This is a genomic window from Chryseobacterium sp., from assembly GCF_029240215.1.
GTDB lineage: Bacteria > Bacteroidota > Bacteroidia > Flavobacteriales > Weeksellaceae > Chryseobacterium.
Genome location: NZ_JARBTK010000006.1, coordinates 1 through 20,712, shown reverse-complemented (window position 1 = coordinate 20,712; position 20,712 = coordinate 1). Strand labels below are relative to the sequence as shown.

Sequence of the window (20,712 nt, the reverse complement as noted above, 5' to 3'; positions counted from 1 at the left end):
AAATATTTATAATAAAAAATTGAGTGTAATTCGTTAAGAATTATAAATTTGCAACTCGTTTAAAATAGTAAAATGATAAATAAATTAAAAATCGCTTTTCTTTTTGGAGTTTTTGCATTGTTGTTTTCAACAAATGTACAGGCTCAGCTAAAGCAAGGTCAGTTGATAGATGGTATTGCGGCAGTGATTGGCGATGAAATTGTTCTCGAATCTGATGTGGAGGAACAGATGAATTATGCAAAACAGCAAGGTGCTGGTACGGCAAATAAATGTGAGTTTTTAGAGAATCTTATCAATAACAAATTTCTTGTTTTTGAAGCTAAAAAAGATACACTGATCGAAAACCGTTCTGCGGCAATCAAGGAACAGGCAAATGCTAAATACAACCAATTGCTTTCTCAGTTTCCTGACGAAAAATCAATGTTGACGGCCTACAAATTCAGAACTGGATATGAGATGAAGAATGCTATCGAAAAGATAGATACCGATACTTATTACGGTCAGGCAAAATATCAGAGAATTACAGAAAAAGCAGATGTTACTCCAAATGAGGTGACAGATTTTTACAATATGTACAAATCTCAATTGCCGGAAATTAAAGATGAAGTTTCAATTTCCCAAATTGTTATGAATCCTAAATTGACGGAAGCCCATAAGGATGAGCTCATTAATAAGCTGAAAAAAATAAAACAGGATATTGCAGGCGGAGAAAGTTTTGAAAGCCAGGCAAGAATTTATTCTGAAGATCCGGGTTCTGCACCAAACGGAGGTTTGATGAAAAACGTATTCAAGGGTCAGATGGTAAAGCCTTTTGAGGCTGCTGCTTTAAATCTTCAGGAAGGAGAGATTTCAGATCCTGTGGAATCTGAATTTGGATATCACATTATTCAGTTAGTAAAAAAATCAGGAAAAGCTTATGATGCAAGGCACATTCTTCTGATGGCAACACCTACTGATGACGAAATGAAAACTGCAAGAAAAAAGCTAGATAGTATCAGAGGTTTGATCTTAGCTGAAAAGATAACTTTTAAAGATGCTGCTTTTAAATTTTCTGATGATAAAAAAACAAAATTCAACGCAGGAGTAATTGCAGGAGCTGACGGTTCAAATAAAATAGAAAGAGAAAGCGTTCCCGGAACGATCAGTTATGAATTGGCTGGTTTGAATAAAGGAGATATCACCTCAGCTTTTGATGATAAAGATGAGAGAGACAGAAAGGTAATAAAGATCGTGAAGATTGAAGATGTAATTCCGTCTCACCAGATTACTCTCGAAACAGATTACGACAGAATAAAGCAGATGGCTCTGAGAAAAAAACAGGGCGAGATGGTTGAGAAATTTGTTAATTCAAAAATATCTACAACCTTTATCTCCATCGACGGTCGGTATGACAATTGTGATTTTAAAGGAAACTGGAAAAAAGAATCCATTAAAAAATAAAACAAAACCTTCAGAATTTCTGGAGGTTTTTTTGTGTAATAATCATTCAGAATTATTACAGAATCTCAGTTTTTAGTATTTTTACCGTATGAGCAATTTTATCGATTTCAATTCAGCCAAAAAACTTCATGATATGCAGGAAAGCAAAAACAGAATTACCGAACTTTTTAATATTCAGTATCCTATCATCCAGGCAGGAATGATTTGGCATTCGGGATGGAAACTTGCATCCGCCGTTTCAAATTGTGGAGGTTTGGGTCTGATTGGTGCGGGAAGCATGTATCCTGATGTTTTAAGAGAGAATATTCAGAAATGCAAAAAAGCTACAGACAAACCGTTTGGAGTGAATGTTCCTATGTTATATCCAAATTTGGATGAGGTGATTCAGATTATTATTGAAGAAGGCGTAAAAATCGTCTTCACATCTGCAGGAAATCCTAAAACTTATACAGAAACTCTTCAGAAAGAGGGGGTGAAAGTTGCTCACGTAGTTTCTTCTACTAAATTTGCCATGAAATGTGAAGATGCCGGAGTTGATGCTGTCGTTGCTGAAGGTTTTGAAGCCGGAGGTCACAATGGAAGAGACGAAACCACCACTTTTTGCCTGATCCCTAATGTGAAAAAACATATTTCTAAGCCATTAATTGCTGCTGGTGGAATTGCTTTGGGTTCGCAAATGAAAGCCGCAATGATTTTGGGTGCAGACGGAGTACAGATCGGAAGCCGTTTTGCTGCTACCGTTGAAGCAAGCGCACACGAAAACTGGAAGAAAAAAATTACCGAACTCAATGAAGGCGATACCCATCTTACATTGAAAGAATTGGCTCCCGTAAGAATGGTTAAAAATAAATTCTTTAACGAGCTTGAAGAAATTTATAATGTAGGAAGGAATTCCGAATCTCTGATTGCTGCATTGGGAAGAGCAAGAGCAAAGCGAGGAATGTTTGAAGGGGATATGGAAGATGGCGAACTGGAAATCGGTCAGGTTTCTGCTTTGATTGATGAGGTTTTACCTGTTGAAACGGTTTTTGCGAATCTTCTGAAAGAGTTTGAGGAAGTCAGGATACCTTCTTTATAATAATAGAAATAATGCTTTCTGATTGGAAATGATACATCTTGAAATTAATGCTCTGTTTGTCGTTCCGGAGAAATCTCAACAGATTTTTCACTGAATTGCTTAGATTCCCCCGGAATGACAAAGAAGATGTAAATTATATTGATTAAGAAAACTTTTTATTCAGATTTTAAGCGTTTAATTTCTTCTTTTAAATCCTGAATTTCCTTTTTCAGAAGATTTATATATTCCTGTTGATTTTCAAGAATATAATCAGGAATGTTATGAAAATAGTTATTACTAGCTGAATAATTTCCTGAATTATTGTCGTAATTGTTTATATGCACATTGGGATCTTCTTCTTTTATATTTTCAACATTAGTATCCAATGCTTTGGCTATACGTTCCCATTCTTCATCGGAAATTTTAATATCTCCTTTTTCTCTTCTTTGATATTGAGATTGTGTCATGTGTAATATTTTAGCCATGTTTTCCTGAGTATATTTTGCCTTACGAGCCTGAATAAGCTTCTTTTTTACCATCATTGAAATTTTGTGTACTACAAATATATTATTTATGTTCTGATATTCACATAAAATTCACATAAAAACCTTGAAATTATTTCGGTGCAGATTTATATTTTTGAATTGTCAATAGTGAAAGAATATTATTTTGTGTTTGGATCCTGTATACATAAAATAATTAAGCTGATCAGCAAAATACTTCAAGATCTATAGGATATAACAAAGTATTAATTAAAAATTAACAAGATGAAAATTCTTAAAAAACTTTCAAGAAATAACTTGAAAACAATCGAAGGAGGTACTCTTCAAGCATCTTTCGACATCAGTGCAGCAAATGATTGCCACGTACATTATGCTAAAAATCCAGATGGTTCTAAAGGAAAAATACTATCTTCGGGAAAAGGCCCATGTCACGCGAAGGCAGGTCAAATTTGTGAAACATACTCTTCAGGATCTGACGGTAAATGTTATTAAAATTGGAGTGGCATGACTATCATGCCATTCTTTAAAAAAATCATTATGAAATATGTATTCAAAGCTTTTGTTGTAATTAATATCTTAATGAGTATCATTAGTTACTCTCAAAAATTCAAGATAATTTATAATCTTAAATATAAAACAGATTCTACAGAAAATACAGTGTCAACAAAAAAAATGCTGTTAGAAGTTACTGATAATATTTCAAAATTTTACTCATATGATTTTTATAAAAGAGACTCAATTTATACCGAAAATATAAAATTAGGTAAAGAGATATATAGACCTATGCTTGAATCTAGTTTCTTTGTTATAAACAACAAAAAAGAATTTACTACAACAAAATTCTATAACTTTCCTCCAAACAGCATCATATATAAGGTAATTGAAAATAAAGATAATCTTAATTGGAAAATTACCAATGAAACAAAAAAAATTGGTAATTATAGATGTCAAAAAGCAACTTTAAGATACAAAGGAAGAAATTGGATAGCGTGGTTCACTGATGAAATTCAATTAAATTTTGGACCATATTTATTTGAAGGATTACCTGGTGCGATTTTGTATTTAGAAGACACCAAAAAAAACTATATATTTGAATTTGATAGTCTTAAAGAAGAAGTAACTACTACTAATAATATTTTCAACGATTTAATAGCAGTTAAAATTTCTAAAAAAGAATTTGTAAAAATAAGCTTGGCCTATTATAATGACCCGTATAAAGAAATGCGAAGTGAAGAAGCAATGATAGAAAATTCTACAGGTGAACTTATCAAACCTAATATTAATCAAATGACAAAAGAAAAACAAGAATTTATTATGAGAAATAACAACCCTATTGAAATTTCTGAAGTAATAAAATATCCAACGTATAAATAAATTCTGTCGTTAAATATAACAGAGCATTGTAAACAAGATTAAAAACTTTTCAGTTCTAATGCAATATTTTCTCTCGCCGAAAATTCATATTTATCAATAAAATACTCAGTTTTAAAAATACTTTCGAGCTCCAAAAAATGCTTCAAAACCTTTTTTCTTCCCGGTTTGTAAAGAAAACCAGGATAAATAGAATATTCTATTCTGATGTTTTGGGTATAATCTAAATAAGTTTCAGGGTCTTTTCCCAAAACAGACAAATCTGCATCCAGTAAATAATTGATGTCATTGTTTGGTGACTTCTGATGAGGTTTTGTTGCTAAAATCTGTTCTGAAATTTCAGCAAGATCAGTTTTATTTAAACCTAACTTTTGAAGTCTTGATTCAGCAAATTCTGCACTTTTTTCCTCATTCAGTTTTGAAGTTGGATCATAAATCACGTCATGATAAAAAACAGAAAATGAAATAGTATTAAAATTCCGGATTTTATCTTTCACCAATTCCAATTCAGAAAATATATTTTCCAGATGAGTCAGGTTGTGATAATGTCGTCCTTTTTCAGAATATTTCTTTTCAATTTCTGTCCAAAGATTTCCAATGAAAATATGATCTTCATTAAATTGTAGACAAAGGTTGGTGAAATTTTCTTTAAGACTCATGATTAAGAGATATTAAATAAAAAAAGGAACTTAAAAAGTTCCTTGAGTTGCTTCCAAATGTGCTTTCAGCTCAGCCCATCCGCCGCCGTTGTAGCCTTCTTTCAAACCCTGAGATTCAAGAAAATCTAAAGCTTTCCCGCTTCTGTTTCCGCTTCTGCAGAATAAAACTACTGGTTTTTCAACAGATAAAATTTCTTCTTTTCTATCTTCTACTTCACCCAATGGGATATTTTGAGCACCGTCAATACTTCCGTCCATCTCAAGTTCCATGGGTTCACGAACGTCGATTAAGTGGTAATTTCCTGATTTTAAAACTTCTGCTAATGACATAATATTTGTTTATTTAGAGTTAAATGAATAAATGGAGTGTGAATTTTTCACAAATCCAAAGAGCAACAAATTTATAAAATAATCTTAGTTTTGCAATGTAAAATAATGAATTCAACTGCCGAAAAATATTCTCAATTAATAAAAGCCAAAGCCAAAAGTTTTGGGTTTCAGAATTGTGGTATCTCAAAAGCAGATTTCCTCGAAGATGATGCCCGACATCTTGAAAAATGGCTCAAAAACAATTTCCATGGTGAAATGAAATATATGGAAAATCATTTCGACAAAAGACTCGACCCGAGATTGCTGGTGGAGGGTTCAAAATCCGTCATTTCTCTTTCATATAATTATTTTCCTGAAGAAAAGATTTCGACTGTAGAGAATTATAAAATTTCCAAGTATGCTTATGCGGAAGATTATCATGAAGTGATCAAAGAAATTCTTCGTGAGATGGTTGTCGAATTACAACAGGAGATCGGCGATTTTGGTTTCCGGGTGTTTGTAGATTCTGCGCCGGTTTTAGAACGAAGCTGGGCAAAGAAATCGGGAATCGGTTGGGTGGGGAAGAATGCCAATTTAATTACAAAACAAAGCGGTTCATTTTATTTTCTGGCTGAAATTATCTGTGATCTGGAATTGATTGCAGACAATGAGACGACCGACCATTGCGGCAGCTGCAGAAAGTGTATTGATGCCTGTCCTACAGATGCAATTGTTTCTGATAAGATTATTGACGGAAGCAAATGTATTTCCTATGCAACGATAGAACTGAAGGATGAGATTCCGGATTATTTCAAAGACAGAATGGAAGACTGGATGTTCGGTTGCGATATCTGTCAGGATGTCTGTCCGTGGAATCGTTTTTCGGCTCCGAATCTTCAGAGCAGATTTAAGCCCAACGAATTTTTAAAAAACTTTAAAAAAGGAGAATGGAAAGAGCTTACTCAAGAATTATTCTCAGAAGTATTCCGAAAATCTCCTGTAAAAAGGACCAAATTTGCGGGCTTGAAGAGAAATATCGAATTTTTAGACCGATCCTGAATTGTATTTTGAGCTAAAATTATTGGTTAATTATCCTGTTCGGAATTTTCGGTTCCAAAAATAAAGAGGGTTGTTGATCATGCCTTGAAGTTTTAGCTTAAGGAGATAGAAAGATCATGGCCGGTAAATTTAAAAAAAGCCTTTCCTATAAAAGAAAAAATTGACTTTCAGGAGATAAAATCTCTCAAAAATCAACGTTTTTTTGGTACCCTTTTAGGAGCTGTTTTTACTCTTACTTTGAATCTTTTCTGAGATTTCGTGTTTTTGTGCATATTGTGAAAGTTTACTATCTAAATTTACTGATTTTTCCGATTAAAACAAATACTTTTACGAAAAATTGAAAATTAAATTTTATTAATCAAGATTTAGAAACATGACCGCTAAAATTATATTGATTTACATTTTAAAAACCTTAGGAATTATCCTCGGAATTGTTGTGCTGTATGTTCTTTTGGGACTTGCGCTTCCTTTCATAGAAGTTTCGGCTAAAGAGGATGGCGAGAAAAAAGAAATTCCTATCTATATTTACACCAATGGCGTTCACACAGATATTGTAATGCCTGTAAAAAACGATCTGTACGACTGGAGTTCTAAGATTCCTTTTGCCAACACGAAATCTAAAAGAACAGATTACAATTACGTAGGAATAGGGTGGGGCGACAAAGGTTTTTATCTGGATACGCCAACTTGGGCAGATCTGAAATTTTCAACCGCTTTTAAGGCAGCTTTCTGGCTTAGTGAGTCTGCAATGCATTGTTCTTACTACAAAACGATGACAGAAGCTAATGATTGTAAGAAAATTATGATCAGCAGAAGCCAGTATAAAGAATTGGTTAAATTTATCGATGCTAAATTTGACAGAGATAAAAACGGTAATTTTATTTTTATTCCGACCAATGCTGTATATAGTGATAATGATGCTTTTTACGATGCACAGGGAAAATACAGTTTTCTCAATACATGCAATACCTGGTCAAACAATGCCTTAAAAGCTGCCGGACAAAAAGCTGCATTATGGACTCCAACTGATTATGGGATTTTTCTACATTATAAATAAATCTGTGAGAATTATTCGTCTATTTTTCCTCGTGTTTATTTTTTCGTCTTGTAAAAATGAGCCGAAAAAGATTGTTGATGCCATTATTTCTAAAAATGAAATAGTCACAGAAATACAAAAGCCTGAATTAAACATAATTAAAACAAAAAATAAAGCGAAAGAAGCCTTTGAATTTTGTAAAGCCAGAAAGATGAATACCGATTTCTGTATCTTAATTGATATGAGTCTGCATTCCGGAGTGAATCGTTTTGTGGTTTGGGATTTTAAACAAAATAAAATTTCAAAGAAATATCTGGTTGGTCATGGCTGCGGGACAAATTCGTGGAGTCATGATGAATCAAAAGAAAATCCAAAATTCAGCAATGAAGATGGCAGCCATCTTTCATCATTGGGAAAATATAAACTTTCAGGAAGAGGTTATAGCGATTGGGGAATCAATGTTAAATATCTGATGCAGGGTCTTGAAGAAACCAATAGTAATGCTTTGAAAAGGTTTATAGTCTTCCATTCATGGAATTTGATGAGTGACGAAGAAGTTTTTCCAAACGGTTCACCGGAAGGGTGGGGCTGTCCTACGATTTCCAATAATGCGATGCGGGAAATTGATCCGATGATCCAAAGATTTCAAAAACCGGTTTTGATGTGGATTTATCAATAGGATTTACTTTCGAATAAACACGCAATTTATAGATTGGTGATGGGAGACTAAGGAGATATAGTTGTATTGTTTATAAATGAAATTTTTGGTCTTAAAAAACTGTATTTGAATCATATTATTCAAATACAGTCAGTGAATTTAATAGCTAATCTCTTCAATGTTATTACAGTAATCATTTGATTTTTTCATTATTGCATTTATTTGAGCTCCAATTACCAATTATTGTTTATGACAGATAATAAGGCAGTTGATATATATGCCAATATAATTCCTGTTTCCAGCACTCCCGTAACTAAAAATCATCAGATTGCTTTAATCATTAAATTTTTTTGAACACATATAATAAATAATCATTCATAATATTCCATCATCAGACTTTTGCGCTCCATTGTTTCCAGATCGATATATTCAAATTTTTTATACTGGCAGAATGATCCCATATCCTTATCGCCATTGATGAAAATCGCTCCAATAAGAATTACATACTTGCAAGGATAATTTGTTTTGCTTACTAATGTTTCAATACGTTCATTAATAGCTTCATACATAACTTCAGTAGCTTCAAATATTTGATTTTTAGCCGATTTTATTCTGTCTGCCTGTTTCAAGAATATTTGTTCGATGGTGTTCATTTGATAATCCAAATCAGTAATGTTTCCTGCTTCAATCTGGTTGTTCAGCAACTTGCCCAAAGCTCCTTTTAATGCTCCGCAACAAGCAGAATTTTCGCTTTGCCCAATTCTATGGATTTCACCAATGGTTCCATCTTTTGTAATCCCGATATGTGGTGCATAAAACACTACAACCGCACCATCTTCCGGAACGTGATGTGCGAAGGCATTCATCCCCGTAACGCCTGCAAACGGATAACCATTCAAGCCTCCCATATGAAAGGGTCCTAGCATTTCATATGCTCTTGGCGGATATTGAATGGCATTCACATCATCGCAACACATACTGTCGGCGTGCATCAGTTGGTTGGGTTTTAAGCCTAATTTGTTTTCGATTACGTCTAATAATTTGTTGACGGTATCTTCGGTTGTTTTAACGTTTGGATACCATTTTTGTACTGTTTGTAAACTCATAATAGTTGTTTTTTTAAATTTTTTTTAATTGCCACAGATGCACAAATTTTTTGTTTTAATGATCTTATCTGTGCATCTGTGGCTTTTTTTCTTATTTACATTGCTCAATAACACACCAAGATGTATTTCATCCGTGCATCTGTGACATATTCTACAAAATCAATCTTTTATAATTCAATTTTAATTCTCCGAAGTTTACTATCAATGCAATTTTGTTCTGTGAAACTTTTAAATAATTGATAGCTTGTGCAATGTGCTCATTTGCAATATCTTTTGTTCCTTTAATTTCTAAAATAACTTTATCAAAAACTACAAAATCAGCGTAAAATTTATGAGGAAGAATTATGCCTTTGTAATTTACTTCATATTGCTTTTCTCTTTCATAAAATATTCCAGCTCGGCTAAATTCAATTTCTAGAGCATCTTTGTAAACAATTTCTAAAAACCCTGCACCAAGGGTATTATGCACCTCCATACAAATGCCTATAATTTTATAAGTTTCTTCTTTTAATAGAAATTCCATTTTTTAATTTTTTTTGCCACAGATGCACAGATTTTTTTATTAATGCCCTCTGCTGATTTCTTTGTTTTAAATTTCTAATACAACATTTTTTTGCCATAAATGCACAGATTATTTTTGAAATCTTCATCTGTGAATCCGTGGCTTTTTTACAACACAATGTTATTCTGCGTTGCAATCGCCGGTGGCAAATCTTTTTCGCCCAGCATTTCCCTTAAATCAATTTCTATATTTCTGCTAATCTGTGTAATCGGAATATCGTTTGCACTGCCTTCAAAAGGGTTTTCGGTGCTTTCGCCTATTTGTTCTAAAACCAAAAAGACCCAGCCCAAAATGATACTGAAAGGAATGGTCAACCAAACAATATTTTCTCCAAAATCTTTAATCATTTTTGAAAATTCACCAATGAACCCAAACGGCAACAGGATACAAAATAAGTTGGTAAAATAAATATTGATGCTCGAAAACTGACGTGGATAAGGGAAATTTTTAATCCGTTCGCACTTGCCTTGTTGGTCGTACAAATCTTTTAATTGATTTTCTAAGGCTACATAATTGTAATCGGAAATCACGCCAGTTTCATTCAATTTTTTGAATATGGATGACTGTTGGACAATGATTTGAGTAGCCCTGTTTTTGGTCGACAAAATATATTGGCGTTCTTCTTCATTTAAAAACGGTTTTAATTCTTCATCCAAACTGCTTTCCCATTCAGGAACTTTATAATAGTTGAGATACTCACGGTTATAGCTCTTGGTTTTTACGTTTTCCCAGCTTTTTGTTTCCCGAAGTTGAAATCGCAATGCGGTGAGCCAGGCAAAATGGCGGTAAATAATTTCCTGATGAAGTTGTTTTTCGAGCGTTTTATCTTCTGAACGGATAAAATCTTTCACCATTATCCCAAAAGCTCTGCTACTGTTGATGATTGCACCATAAATTTGTCGGGCTTCCCAACTTCGGTTATAGGTTTGGGTATTTTTAAACCCCGAAATGAAAGCGGTTGCCGTACCCAACAACGCCACCGGAACCCACGGAATTGCCAACCATTTTATGTCTAAAAAATAAAATAATGCGGTTGGAACAACGCTCAATAAAAGCATTCTGTAAATCTTCGTTCTCGTCCACGGGATGAAGTGTAGGAGTTTGTAATGGCTTGATATGTTCACGATTTTAAATTTTTAGCATTTAAGCGTCTTGTTTTTTGTTTCCGATAAAGGCAAAAGCCTGATTAAGCTGAATAGCAATAATGGCTATAATACTTAAATAAATATTGATAAAGCACAACAAAGCTCCGGCAAAATAGAGTATCTGTGACCAAATCATCCGCCTTTTTAAAGGACTATAAACTGTTTCCTTCATCTCTTCCGAAATAAAGTTGTTTTTTCTGGCATATTCCCAATTGATGTAGAGCATCGTTCCTAAAAGAAAAATATTTAACCAATACAAAAAGATTGAAAACTTAGAAGAAATATGATCGCCCAAAAAAGCGGTAGAAAATGGCAAAACAGAGATGAAAAGCAGGAACAATAAATTAAACCAAGTGATATTCCTGTCGCTGTTTTTGATATATTTAAACTGTGCAGATTGACCTACCCAAAATATTCCGGCAGTAATAAAACTTAAAAAATAGACCAGAAATTTCGGCATCAGGTCCAAAAAACCTGACATCAGTTTTTTATCGGTAATTTTTTCGTGAAACTCGGGCACTTTTATTTCCAGTACCAAAAGGGTCATCGCCACAGCAAAAACGGCATCGCTCAACGCTTCAATCCTACCTGTGCTTTGTCCTGCTAATTTATTGTAAGGTGTCATTTTTTTTAATTATTAATTGATTTAATCTGCCTTGTTTGAAAATTTACTTAAAAGAATACCCACCAAAATCACACTGTAAAACTGTCCGGCAATGCCGATAAAAGAAGTGATGAGTTTGGTAACGTGATTATTGGGTGTAATGTCGCCAAAGCCAATGCTGGTAAAGGTTATCGAACAGAAATAAACCAAGTCGGTATAAATGGAAGCAGGCGAAGAGGTATCCATTCCTTTAAAAGATTGTGGGTTTTGGTACATAAAATACTGCAACATAAAAACGGATATTTCTATCAATAAAAAATAACCGCAAACAGATGCCGAAATAATATCGGTGTTGATGTATCCTGGTTTTAGCAAAAACCGCAGTAATTCTATAAACAGAAAGGCAAAAAATATAACATAGTTGATATTCAGTAAAGTAAAATACCACGGAATATCTTTAAAAAACGGTATCCCGATAGGCAACAATAGCACCACAATAAATTGAATATTACGGAACCAATGTCTCCAACTGTGTTTTCCCGTAAACATAAAAATGCTTCCCAGTCCCAAAACCAGCATATTGATGGGCCAAATTACCCTCGTGTAAAAATCTAAATCGGTAATAAAAATACCGATAAACAGATGTTGGGTTAATGCAAAAAGCAATAATTCGTACTTTCGTTTTTGTAAAACAGCAATGGTTTTATTCACTTCATTCATTTGGTTTTTTTGTTTATTTATTATGCCACAGATGCACAGATTAAAAATGATTTAGAAATCTGTGCATCTGTGACAAAAGATACTTTAGTTTGCCTGTCCAATATCTAACTTATAAAATTTACCATCGGCATTTTGGTGGAATTTAAAAAAGACAGGAAAAGTGCCCCATTGTCCGGCTTTGAAGTTTCCTTTGATGTCCTTTCCGTCGTTTGTTACAGTGTCAATGGTTAAGAAAATTTCTTTTCCGCAGGCATCTTTTACATAACCTTGAAAATTCCGTGGATTTCCGTCATCGGTCATTGTTGCATCTGCTGTGAATAATGAAAGAAAAGTTTTGCTGTCGCCACTTTGCCACGCATCGAATGCTTTTTTTACGGTTTCGTTTGTCAATTTACTTGTATCCATTTTGTTGTTTTTTTGAATTGTTTTTGTTTCTGATTTTTGAGTTTTGTTTTGTCCGCAAGCTGTAAGCGATGAACAAATCAAGAAGAAAATAATTGTTTTTAATTTCATTTTAGTGATATTTATGTGCCACAAATGCACTAATAATTAATCTCTTAAGTATTAGTTTTTCAGTGGATGCTGTAGGTAAATGATAACCAGATTTAGCAATAGAAAAGGTAATTCTATAGCCACACCTTTTAAATCCTTATCTAACAAATGAAGGCAGATGATTAATAAAATGCCCGTTGCCATTAAGAAATTGCCATAAACAAATGTTTTGGGAAACAGAATTAAGATGGCTGAAACGATTGTAACCGCTCCGTTTATCATTAGTGCAGTTTTGGAAAAATTCCATTTGCTGAACATTTCTACCATTTCAGGCTTGCCCGAAAGCATTGCATAGCCTTGTTTGAAGCCCATAAAAACGGCTACGAGAATTAAGGCGGAGTTAATAATTTTTAGTATCATAGTTTTTGAATTTTATTGTTTATTATGAGTTGTTTTTATTAGATTAATGTCACGGATGCACAGATGTTTTTATTAAATCTCATTCGTGCATCTGGCAATCTAATCATCCAAAAACACTTAAATTTTTAGCAATATCTTTTCCTTCATAAGGCGGAAAAACATCCAGTTCTAAATCGGGATTGCCTATCAACATTGCTTTTGTATTGCTTAGTGCGTCAAAACCTGCCTTGCCATAATATTTCCCCATTCCGGCATAACCCACACCGCCAAAAGGCAAGCTGTCTATCCAGCAATGCAGATTGGTTTGATTGATACAACCGCCTCCAAAAGAAACCGAATTGATGAAATAATCGATATTCGCCTGATTTTTGCTGAAGAAATATGCCGCCAAAGATTTGGGTTTGCGTTTGATGATTTCTACAATTTCTTTCAAATCTTTATACACTAAAATGGGAAAAACTGGTCCAAAAATTTCCTGTTGCATCGCGGGATCGTCCCAAGTGCTCGGATACAAAATAGTTGGTTCTACATATCTGGCTTTCACATCAAAACGTCCGCCCAAAACTACTTTTTCAGGAATGATATACGATGCCACTCTTTCGGTATCGTGTTCGCTAATCATCCTTGCAAAATCAGGGCTTTGACTTGGGTCTTCGCCATACATTTTGATGGTTGCTTTTTTCAGCTTATCAATAAATTCATCGGCGATACTTTCGTGTACATACACATAACCCGGAGCGATGCACCACTGTCCGGAAATCGCCATATGTCCCCAAAGAATTCGGTCAACCGCAATGTCAAGGTTAGCCGTTTCATCTACAACCGTCGGGTTTTGACCGCCCAATTCTAACACGATTGGCGTTAGGTTTTCGGCAGCAGCTCGCATTACCACTTTGCCCACGGCAGAACTTCCTGTAAAGAAGATGAAATCAAAAGGCAACTCCAATAATGCGGTAATTTCCTCTCTTCCTCCTGTAACGATATTTACAGCTTCGGGTTCAAAATATTTTGGAATTAAATCTTGAAAAAGTGCAGCGACAGTAGGTGTTGTATTGGCTGGTTTCAGAATAACCGGATTTCCTGCCGCCAAAGCCGCAATTGCAGGGTCGAGCAACAATAAAATGGGAGCATTAAATGGCCCAATAACCAAGGTTACGCCAAAAGGTTCTTTGTAAATAACACCTTTGTTGCCCGTTTCTTCCAAGCCTTTTGGGATAGCAACCTGTTCCGGAGCCATTAGTTGTTTCAGGTTTTCTTTGTAATATTTGATGTTGCCAAGCGGAACCGTAATTTCGAACAATTGCTCAAATGGCGGTTTGTTGAAATCGGTTTTTAAAGCCTGACAAAAAACATCTTGGTTTTCTGTAAGCATTTTTTCCAGTCTGTTGAGTTGGTCTATCCGCCATTCGTGGGTTTTGGTGGCATCGGTATAAAAAAATTCTTTTTGCGTGTCGAAAATTGATTGGTATTCGTTCATAATTTTATGTTTTTTGCTTGTCTAAATGTTAATTGCTGAATTCAGTTTTAAAAAAATTCTCTAAAGGCACGGTAAAAACTAACCAGCCTAAAATCCTATGGCCACTTGCTTTGTCACTTTGTAGCATACACATTACTTGTGGTGTGAGCCATTTAAAAAGTTTTATGTCGCTACCTAAAACCATTCGATTTCGTACAAATTGTCCATTATCAAGACTGAAATACACTTCGTTGTGCAAAAAAACGCTGACTTGTTTTTTAAAAAGTTCGGTTTTGTGGATCACTCCTAATCGGTTTCTATAAAATGAGAGGTTGTCACCCCTCCTAAATCGGTTGAAATACATATTTCGGTCAGCAATCGTCCAGTTTTTTGCAATGGGAAAAGATAGTGTAGCCATAGCCAATAGTTGGTTTTCTACTAATGTACTGCCGTTATCCAAATCTACATTTACGTGAGTATAGCCGGGTGTAAGCGTTAAATATTTGTTTATTCTAAAATTTGGCAATACCAAAAGCGCTTTTACTTTATCAGTAGGGCTAAAACCACCATAAATGAGCAATTTATTATTTTTAGGAATATTCATACTGACACCAGCTACTAAAAATGAACTGACACCATCAATATCCTGAGCCTTTAGATGCTGTGCCGAAAAAGCAAACAGCATCATAGTTAATGCTGCTGTTTTAAATGTTTTTAAGATAGTTTTTAATTTCATTGTAAATGGAATCCTAAAGTTTAAGAATGAAATGAATATATTTACAATAAAATCACTGTAATTATTGCATATTTCTAAACCAAAAAGGGAAATAATCTCTGGTCATTTTCCTTTTTACATAAAGAAGATTAAACTTTTATTCAGACAATGCTTCAATAACTAATTCCGATGCCAAAAAGCTACTGTGTTGTTGTTGGGCTGTGATTAGTCTTCCATCTCTGATTGCAAATGGCTCCAATGGTCCTGCAACTTCAAAATTGGTATTCGGGTTTTTTCGGGCTTCGGTTTCGATGGTGTAATCGTTTACCGTCATTCCAAACATTTCGTTAATCATATTTTCTTCGCTATCTGCAAATCCGGTCCAGGTTTTGCCATCTGCCAAAAGTGTTCCGTCGCTTAATTTTGTCCATAGCAATAAAGAAGTTCCGTGACAAATCAAACAAGTAATTTTTCCTGCTTCATAAAAATCAGCAATGAGTTTGTGCAGTTTTTCATCATCTTTAAAGTTAATCAACGGAGCACCACCGCCCGATACACAAACCGCATCATAATTGTCAACGTTTATATCAGAAATAGGAATAGTGTTGTCCATCCATTTGCTAAATTCTTTGTGATGCACAAAACCGATACTTATCAGGTCGTTTGGATAAGCACCTTTTGGGTTTTCTGGGTTGCTATGGCCGTCAAAAACTACTTTTCCGCCCCAAGGAGAAGCCACATCCACATCATAACCTGCATTTACAAAATCGAAAAACGGACGTGTCATTTCTTCAGCAAAAAATCCAACTTCCATTCCGTGAAGTTGTGCGGGATTTGAAACCAAGCACAAAATCTTTTTTTTAGGAAAAGTATGCTTGGGTTGTTTTCTTATTACATTGTTGCTCATAATTTGTTTGAATTTTAATTAAGAAAAGAAAAAAAACGGCAATTAAGTTTGCTTAACTGCCAGTTTTCAATAGATTATCTTGTAGTGTAACCACCATTAGCAAAGATCGTTTGACCAGTGATCCACCAACCTTCTGTTACCAAGAATTCTACCAATGGAGCAATATCCTTGATGTCTGTCAAACCTCCTAAAGCAGCTGCAGATTTATGATAAGCTACAGCATCGTCGCTTTCCTGACCATAGAAAAAAGGTGTGTCCATAGGACCAGGAGCAACCGCTGTTACGGAAATCCCTCTGCTTCCAAATTCTTTAGAAGCCGCTCTCGTAAAATGCTCTACAGGGGCTTTTGCGCCAGCATAGGTAGAATAAAGCCCTGTATAAGCTGCCAATAATGAAGTTACGATCGTACAGATCTTACCATTATCGTTCAATTTTTTCCCAGCTTCTTGCAAAAAGAAATAAGCTGACTTAGAGTTAACTCCGAACATGGTATCATATTCCGCTTCAGTAGTTTCTGTAAAGGGTTTCTTAAGCACCATCCCAACAGTATTGATAGCGATATCTATACCTCCGAACTTAGCAATAGTCTCATCAAAAAATTTGGTGATATTTTCTACTTTGGTTAAATCGCCTTGAAACAAAAATGCTTCTGCACCCAAAGCTTGCACTTCTGCTAAGGTTTTTTCGCTTTCAGCTCTTGAACCTTCACTGTTATAGTGTATTGCTAGTTTTGCTCCTTTTGTTGCAAAATCTTTACTTAACAATCCACCAAGGTTTTTTCCACCTCCGGCAATTAATACTACTTTACCTTTTAAATCGTTTCTTGACATTGTATAAATTTTATATGTTTTCATACAAAAGTCAGCAATGGAAATCATATTTGTATGGTGAACTTTTCGGAAGATGTGAGAATTTCGGAATTCCTTTTGTTTTTTTTTAATTCATATCAATTGAAATATAGCCTGTAATCATGATAAAATGCAATGACTAATTAAAAAGATTGTAGCTCTTGAGAATTATAAAATAGTTTGAAATAATATTTAATTAATTTAAGTTTAATTCAAACAGATTCCGATGTAGTGGTAGTTTTTATTGTTAATTTTGAAAGAAATAAAAGTTGATAAATGGATCACAGAAGTATTTCTGACATCATAATAGCGTTGAAAAACGCAGATCTGGAGCTTAGGGAAAAATTGATTGCGAGTGGAAAACTTGGGGAAGGTTATAACGAAGAAATGGCCAAACTGCACAACAAAAACGCTGGAAAACTGGATGAAATCATTGACGACATAGGATATCCTACAGTTGAAAAAGTGGGAAAGGAAGCAGCTTACGCAGCCTGGCTAATTATTCAACATTCGATAGGACAGCCTGACTTTATGAAAAAGTGTGTCAGACTTTTAGATGAAGCGGTGAGAAAAGATAAAGCCGATCCACGAAATTTGGCGTATCTGACCGACAGAATAGCTGTATTTGAAAATAAACCTCAATTGTATGGAACTCAGTTTGACTGGGACGAAAATGGTGAATTAAGTCCGAATCTCATTGACGAATTAAACAAAGTAAATCAAAGGAGAAAATCCATTGGATTAAACACCATAGAAGAACAGACGGAAATTATCAGAAGACAAGCCGAAAATGAAAACCATCAGCCTCCAAAAGACTTTCATTTCAGAAAAAAAGAAATGGAAGATTGGAAAAAATCTGTAGGATGGACAAAATAAAATCAACATAAATCGGCAACTCATTTTATATTAAATCATTAATTATTTATGAAACAAATTAAACCTACACTCACGACAATTTTTTTATTGATCGCAATGATTTGCAGTTACAATCTTCCGGCTCAGAGTGTTGCGAAGAATTATCAGTCTAAAAGCAAATCCATTGACAGCCTGATAGAAAAGAAAATGGTTAATGCAGGAATTGTAGGTATTGGTGCTGCAGTTATTATAGATAAAAAATTAGTCTGGACGAATGGCTATGGCTACGCTGATAAAGAGAACAAAATTCCCTTTACAACTTCCACCATTATGAATATTGCTTCCATAAGCAAAACTTTTACAGGATTTTGTATCATGAAAGCAGTAGAAGAGGGGAAGGTTTCTCTGGATGAAGACATTAATAGATATTTGCCTTTTAAGGTTATAAATCCTAATTTTCCCGATGAAAAAATTACATTAAGGCAATTGACAACACATACGTCAAGCCTTGCAGACCGCTATCCGTTTTATACCGACAGTACATACTACTATAATGGTCAAAAGCCTGAAGCTTTAGGTGACTTTTTGAAAAACTATTTCTCAGAGGGAGGTAAACATTATTCAAAAGATAATTTTCTAAATGCGAAACCCGGTACAAACCGTGATTATTCTAATATTGGAGCCGGTTTGGCAGGATATATCATTGAGTTAAGAACCGGGAAAAAGCTGAATGAATATAGTAAACAGTATATTTTTAAACCTTTAAAAATGGTAAATTCAGGCTGGAATTTGGCGGAAATCAACATGAAAAATCATTCCAGACTTTATGAGAAGAAAGGCAGCAGCATACAGTCAATAGCTTTGTACGAAGGGACTACTTATCCTGATGGAGGTGTGCGTACTTCGGTGAATGAATTGTCAAGATTTTTTATTACGCTGTTGAATGACGGTAAATATAACAACACAGTTTTACTGAAAAAGGAATTGACAACAGAAATGCTCAGATTTCAATTTACTGAATCTGATAAACCTGACAATGTAAAACTGGACAAGCTGAATTCCGGGATTTTCTGGGCAACGAAAATGGGTGGAAAAAGGATTGGACATAATGGTTCCGACCCTGGAGTGCGAACATTTATGCTTTCAGATTTAAACAAAGAAATTGCCGTAATTGTATTTTTCAACACCTCATTAAGTGAAGCTGAAGAAGATGTTTTTTTCGATATTTATGAAGATTTATATAAATATGGTTTAGAATTAAAAAATAAAAAGCAGTAATTGGTTGAGGAATGTGTGACATCCAATCAGTGGTTTGCTGTGGTGATGTTTTAAAAAACCACCCCGTCAAAAATTTTTAATTTTTGCCACCCCTCCAGAGAAGGGGAATTTAGCACCGTGAAATGAAAGGGAATTTAGCACTGCGGAAAGGGATATTTTTTTTGTGAAGAAAATCTCTATGCGTACATAATTCCCCTCTTCCGGAGGGGTGCCCGAACGGCGGGGTGGTTTTTGTGTAGTTTTTAAAGGGTGGTTTATGAATACCTCTTATGAAAAACACCTGCCTGGTCTTAGAGACCCGACAGGTGTTTGTGTTTAAAAGTAAGATTAGTTAAGCTGCGAGATTAATCTTGGATTAAATCCCACATTCTATAATCCTTATTTAGACAAGCTCAGTATAAAAAAACCGGAACAATCAAATGTTCCGGTTTTTATTATTAAGATTTCGAAACCTTGACAAGGCTGATGACAAGACTAAACACTTATCAATTAAGCTTCAATACAGTAACGTGATTATTTATTGGCACATTAGTATAATCAGCAGCCTGCAAATAGTATGTAGGACTAGGATTAAGTGTCCCAACCAAACCAAGCGCATAAAAAGATATAAAACCATCACTTGGCATATCTACAAGGAAAGAAGTGTTCAGCATCTCCCCATAATAGGTTTGATACATGCTAGTACCATCATTTCTCTTGACCTCAAAAATACAGTACTCTCCGGCATCTACATCATGGGTAATAAATATCATATATTTACCTGCCTGCAGATTCAGATTGCCGCTGCTTGCAGAGACACCTGCTCCTATATCATTGGAGATAATACTCCCGGTAAGATTTTCTTTGGATGCTGTTGCTCCAACAACTGATGTATTGGCAATACTTTGGGTTCCACTAAAATGTACTACAGCCGTTTTGTTGCCCATACTCAATGCCTGCCAAGTACCAACACCGTTAGCATCTGAGGTTAATACTCTCCCAGCCTGCTGCGTACCGTCTACTATACGAACGGCTCCTGCCGTTGGATTTGTTACGTGCAGTTTGTTTGTTGGGGAACCGGTACCAATACCCAAGTTACCATCCGGATCAAGTCTCATTTTCTCAGCAGCTGTTGTACTTGCTGTGGTGAAAAATCGAAGGTCATTTCTACGGTTTGTACCGTCTCCTAGATAATTGGACATAATTTTTGAGCCGTCACCGTTTGTAAAGCCAGTTGGCGAATAATAATCAAAAAGGTAAGATGCGATGACATCTCCATTCTGTAAAGGTTGCTCACCGCCTTTTGATCCTCTTGAACTTCTAAGATTAATTTGAGCTCCTTTATCACCTACCGCACCAACATATTCAGTGAGCATAATTCCTGAATTAGGACCCACAGTAGTTGCTCGTTCTATCTCCAAAGGTCTTCCCGGCGCATTAGTCCCAATTCCCACATTACCATTGTTTAAAACTACAACGGCATTTTTTGTAGTACCAGAGACTCCGTTACCTACAATAAACAATGAATTATCT

General features: G+C 34.9%; 23 protein-coding genes and 1 pseudogene. 9 read left to right on the top strand and 15 right to left on the bottom strand.

Features of this window, described 5'->3' with window-relative positions; all coding sequences use genetic code 11:
• The first annotated feature begins 72 nt into the window (after positions 1–72).
• Both K0R77_RS12730 and K0R77_RS12725 read left to right on the top strand, forming a co-directional pair.
• Positions 73–1,440: a peptidylprolyl isomerase gene (locus tag K0R77_RS12730; protein WP_300352903.1), complete on the top strand. Its 1,368-nt coding sequence runs from the start codon at positions 73–75 to the stop codon at positions 1,438–1,440.
• Between the two features lie 88 nt (positions 1,441–1,528).
• The gene (locus tag K0R77_RS12725) at positions 1,529–2,518 is read left to right on the top strand and encodes a nitronate monooxygenase (protein WP_300352900.1); all 990 of its coding nucleotides are present in this window, start codon (positions 1,529–1,531) and stop codon (positions 2,516–2,518) included.
• A 155-nt stretch (positions 2,519–2,673) separates the two neighbouring features.
• Here K0R77_RS12725 and K0R77_RS12720 read toward each other — a convergent pair whose 3' ends face one another.
• Positions 2,674–3,039, bottom strand: a complete 366-nt coding sequence (locus K0R77_RS12720; RefSeq protein ID WP_300352897.1) for a helix-turn-helix transcriptional regulator — start codon at positions 3,037–3,039, stop codon at positions 2,674–2,676.
• Between the two features lie 225 nt (positions 3,040–3,264).
• On the opposite strand from K0R77_RS12720, the gene K0R77_RS12715 reads away from it, so the two are divergent.
• Together K0R77_RS12715 and K0R77_RS12710 are read left to right on the top strand one after the other, a co-directional pair.
• Positions 3,265–3,492, top strand: coding sequence for a hypothetical protein (locus tag K0R77_RS12715; protein ID WP_300352894.1), 228 nt, complete (start codon positions 3,265–3,267; stop codon positions 3,490–3,492).
• A gap of 45 nt (positions 3,493–3,537) precedes the next feature.
• Complete coding sequence (locus tag K0R77_RS12710; RefSeq protein WP_300352892.1) at positions 3,538–4,374, top strand: GLPGLI family protein; 837 nt, start codon at positions 3,538–3,540, stop codon at positions 4,372–4,374.
• Between the two features lie 38 nt (positions 4,375–4,412).
• Here the strand turns inward: K0R77_RS12710 and K0R77_RS12705 are convergent, their stop codons facing one another.
• Positions 4,413–5,030: a hypothetical protein gene (locus K0R77_RS12705; RefSeq protein WP_300352889.1), complete on the bottom strand. Its 618-nt coding sequence runs from the start codon at positions 5,028–5,030 to the stop codon at positions 4,413–4,415.
• A 30-nt stretch (positions 5,031–5,060) separates the two neighbouring features.
• Positions 5,061–5,360, bottom strand: coding sequence for a rhodanese-like domain-containing protein (locus K0R77_RS12700; protein ID WP_300352886.1), 300 nt, complete (start codon positions 5,358–5,360; stop codon positions 5,061–5,063).
• A gap of 105 nt (positions 5,361–5,465) precedes the next feature.
• Between K0R77_RS12700 and queG the strand changes: the two genes are divergently transcribed.
• From queG to K0R77_RS12685, 3 genes are all read left to right on the top strand, one after another.
• Positions 5,466–6,398 (top strand): tRNA epoxyqueuosine(34) reductase QueG, encoded by a 933-nt coding sequence (queG, locus tag K0R77_RS12695; RefSeq protein ID WP_300352884.1) that lies wholly within the window; start codon positions 5,466–5,468, stop codon positions 6,396–6,398.
• A 373-nt stretch (positions 6,399–6,771) separates the two neighbouring features.
• Positions 6,772–7,455, top strand: a complete 684-nt coding sequence (locus K0R77_RS12690) for a TIGR02117 family protein (protein WP_300352881.1) — start codon at positions 6,772–6,774, stop codon at positions 7,453–7,455.
• A complete protein-coding gene (locus K0R77_RS12685; RefSeq protein ID WP_300352878.1) occupies positions 7,430–8,113 on the top strand; it encodes a murein L,D-transpeptidase catalytic domain-containing protein in 684 nt (227 codons plus the stop codon). Before K0R77_RS12690 ends, K0R77_RS12685 begins: the two co-directional genes overlap by 26 nt.
• Before the next feature lie 350 nt (positions 8,114–8,463).
• Here the strand turns inward: K0R77_RS12685 and K0R77_RS12680 are convergent, their stop codons facing one another.
• The 11 genes from K0R77_RS12680 to K0R77_RS12630 all read right to left on the bottom strand — a co-directional run bounded on the left by K0R77_RS12680 (position 8,464) and on the right by K0R77_RS12630 (position 17,049).
• A complete protein-coding gene (locus tag K0R77_RS12680; RefSeq protein ID WP_300352875.1) occupies positions 8,464–9,198 on the bottom strand; it encodes a hypothetical protein in 735 nt (244 codons plus the stop codon).
• Between the two features lie 151 nt (positions 9,199–9,349).
• Positions 9,350–9,721 (bottom strand): GxxExxY protein, encoded by a 372-nt coding sequence (locus K0R77_RS12675; protein ID WP_300352872.1) that lies wholly within the window; start codon positions 9,719–9,721, stop codon positions 9,350–9,352.
• A 146-nt stretch (positions 9,722–9,867) separates the two neighbouring features.
• Positions 9,868–10,884 carry a bestrophin family protein gene (locus K0R77_RS12670; RefSeq protein ID WP_300352869.1) on the bottom strand — a complete coding sequence of 339 codons (1,017 nt, stop codon included), beginning with the start codon at positions 10,882–10,884 and terminating at the stop codon, positions 9,868–9,870.
• A 19-nt stretch (positions 10,885–10,903) separates the two neighbouring features.
• The gene (locus K0R77_RS12665) at positions 10,904–11,530 is read right to left on the bottom strand and encodes a TMEM175 family protein (protein WP_300352867.1); all 627 of its coding nucleotides are present in this window, start codon (positions 11,528–11,530) and stop codon (positions 10,904–10,906) included.
• 21 nt (positions 11,531–11,551) lie between these two features.
• Positions 11,552–12,229 (bottom strand): potassium channel family protein, encoded by a 678-nt coding sequence (locus K0R77_RS12660; RefSeq protein ID WP_300352864.1) that lies wholly within the window; start codon positions 12,227–12,229, stop codon positions 11,552–11,554.
• Positions 12,230–12,313: 84 nt separating this feature from the next.
• Positions 12,314–12,634: a hypothetical protein gene (locus tag K0R77_RS12655; RefSeq protein WP_300352862.1), complete on the bottom strand. Its 321-nt coding sequence runs from the start codon at positions 12,632–12,634 to the stop codon at positions 12,314–12,316.
• A gap of 159 nt (positions 12,635–12,793) precedes the next feature.
• On the bottom strand, positions 12,794–13,141 hold the full coding sequence (locus K0R77_RS12650) for a DoxX family protein (protein WP_300352860.1): 348 nt from the start codon (positions 13,139–13,141) through the stop codon (positions 12,794–12,796).
• A gap of 103 nt (positions 13,142–13,244) precedes the next feature.
• The gene (locus tag K0R77_RS12645) at positions 13,245–14,618 is read right to left on the bottom strand and encodes an aldehyde dehydrogenase family protein (RefSeq protein WP_300352857.1); all 1,374 of its coding nucleotides are present in this window, start codon (positions 14,616–14,618) and stop codon (positions 13,245–13,247) included.
• Between the two features lie 28 nt (positions 14,619–14,646).
• A complete protein-coding gene (locus K0R77_RS12640; protein ID WP_300352855.1) occupies positions 14,647–15,333 on the bottom strand; it encodes a DUF2490 domain-containing protein in 687 nt (228 codons plus the stop codon).
• A 136-nt stretch (positions 15,334–15,469) separates the two neighbouring features.
• Entirely contained in the window at positions 15,470–16,219 is a 750-nt protein-coding gene (locus K0R77_RS12635; protein ID WP_300352852.1) for a type 1 glutamine amidotransferase domain-containing protein, read from the bottom strand.
• A gap of 74 nt (positions 16,220–16,293) precedes the next feature.
• Positions 16,294–17,049, bottom strand: a complete 756-nt coding sequence (locus tag K0R77_RS12630) for an SDR family oxidoreductase (RefSeq protein ID WP_300352849.1) — start codon at positions 17,047–17,049, stop codon at positions 16,294–16,296.
• A gap of 294 nt (positions 17,050–17,343) precedes the next feature.
• On the opposite strand from K0R77_RS12630, the gene K0R77_RS12625 reads away from it, so the two are divergent.
• Both K0R77_RS12625 and K0R77_RS12620 read left to right on the top strand, forming a co-directional pair.
• Entirely contained in the window at positions 17,344–17,943 is a 600-nt protein-coding gene (locus K0R77_RS12625) for a DUF6624 domain-containing protein (protein ID WP_300352846.1), read from the top strand.
• 48 nt (positions 17,944–17,991) lie between these two features.
• Positions 17,992–19,200 carry a serine hydrolase gene (locus tag K0R77_RS12620; RefSeq protein WP_300352843.1) on the top strand — a complete coding sequence of 403 codons (1,209 nt, stop codon included), beginning with the start codon at positions 17,992–17,994 and terminating at the stop codon, positions 19,198–19,200.
• Positions 19,201–19,685: 485 nt separating this feature from the next.
• On the opposite strand, the pseudogene K0R77_RS12615 reads toward K0R77_RS12620, so the two are convergent.
• Positions 19,686–20,712 (bottom strand): annotated as a pseudogene (locus K0R77_RS12615) (hypothetical protein); the annotation flags it as partial.

Coding starts and splice junctions, on each gene's coding strand:
- K0R77_RS12700 (WP_300352886.1), bottom strand. CDS start 5,360: ATGTCATTAGCAGAAGTTTTAAAATCAGGAAATTACCACTTAATCGAC.
- K0R77_RS12620 (WP_300352843.1), top strand. CDS start 17,992: ATGAAACAAATTAAACCTACACTCACGACAATTTTTTTATTGATCGCA.
- K0R77_RS12690 (WP_300352881.1), top strand. CDS start 6,772: ATGACCGCTAAAATTATATTGATTTACATTTTAAAAACCTTAGGAATT.
- K0R77_RS12660 (WP_300352864.1), bottom strand. CDS start 12,229: ATGAATGAAGTGAATAAAACCATTGCTGTTTTACAAAAACGAAAGTAC.
- K0R77_RS12685 (WP_300352878.1), top strand. CDS start 7,430: ATGGGATTTTTCTACATTATAAATAAATCTGTGAGAATTATTCGTCTA.
- queG (WP_300352884.1), top strand. CDS start 5,466: ATGAATTCAACTGCCGAAAAATATTCTCAATTAATAAAAGCCAAAGCC.
- K0R77_RS12725 (WP_300352900.1), top strand. CDS start 1,529: ATGAGCAATTTTATCGATTTCAATTCAGCCAAAAAACTTCATGATATG.
- K0R77_RS12645 (WP_300352857.1), bottom strand. CDS start 14,618: ATGAACGAATACCAATCAATTTTCGACACGCAAAAAGAATTTTTTTAT.
- K0R77_RS12635 (WP_300352852.1), bottom strand. CDS start 16,219: ATGAGCAACAATGTAATAAGAAAACAACCCAAGCATACTTTTCCTAAA.
- K0R77_RS12715 (WP_300352894.1), top strand. CDS start 3,265: ATGAAAATTCTTAAAAAACTTTCAAGAAATAACTTGAAAACAATCGAA.
- K0R77_RS12720 (WP_300352897.1), bottom strand. CDS start 3,039: ATGATGGTAAAAAAGAAGCTTATTCAGGCTCGTAAGGCAAAATATACT.
- K0R77_RS12680 (WP_300352875.1), bottom strand. CDS start 9,198: ATGAGTTTACAAACAGTACAAAAATGGTATCCAAACGTTAAAACAACC.
- K0R77_RS12640 (WP_300352855.1), bottom strand. CDS start 15,333: ATGAAATTAAAAACTATCTTAAAAACATTTAAAACAGCAGCATTAACT.
- K0R77_RS12710 (WP_300352892.1), top strand. CDS start 3,538: ATGAAATATGTATTCAAAGCTTTTGTTGTAATTAATATCTTAATGAGT.
- K0R77_RS12665 (WP_300352867.1), bottom strand. CDS start 11,530: ATGACACCTTACAATAAATTAGCAGGACAAAGCACAGGTAGGATTGAA.
- K0R77_RS12655 (WP_300352862.1), bottom strand. CDS start 12,634: ATGGATACAAGTAAATTGACAAACGAAACCGTAAAAAAAGCATTCGAT.
- K0R77_RS12705 (WP_300352889.1), bottom strand. CDS start 5,030: ATGAGTCTTAAAGAAAATTTCACCAACCTTTGTCTACAATTTAATGAA.
- K0R77_RS12650 (WP_300352860.1), bottom strand. CDS start 13,141: ATGATACTAAAAATTATTAACTCCGCCTTAATTCTCGTAGCCGTTTTT.
- K0R77_RS12730 (WP_300352903.1), top strand. CDS start 73: ATGATAAATAAATTAAAAATCGCTTTTCTTTTTGGAGTTTTTGCATTG.
- K0R77_RS12675 (WP_300352872.1), bottom strand. CDS start 9,721: ATGGAATTTCTATTAAAAGAAGAAACTTATAAAATTATAGGCATTTGT.
- K0R77_RS12630 (WP_300352849.1), bottom strand. CDS start 17,049: ATGTCAAGAAACGATTTAAAAGGTAAAGTAGTATTAATTGCCGGAGGT.
- K0R77_RS12625 (WP_300352846.1), top strand. CDS start 17,344: ATGGATCACAGAAGTATTTCTGACATCATAATAGCGTTGAAAAACGCA.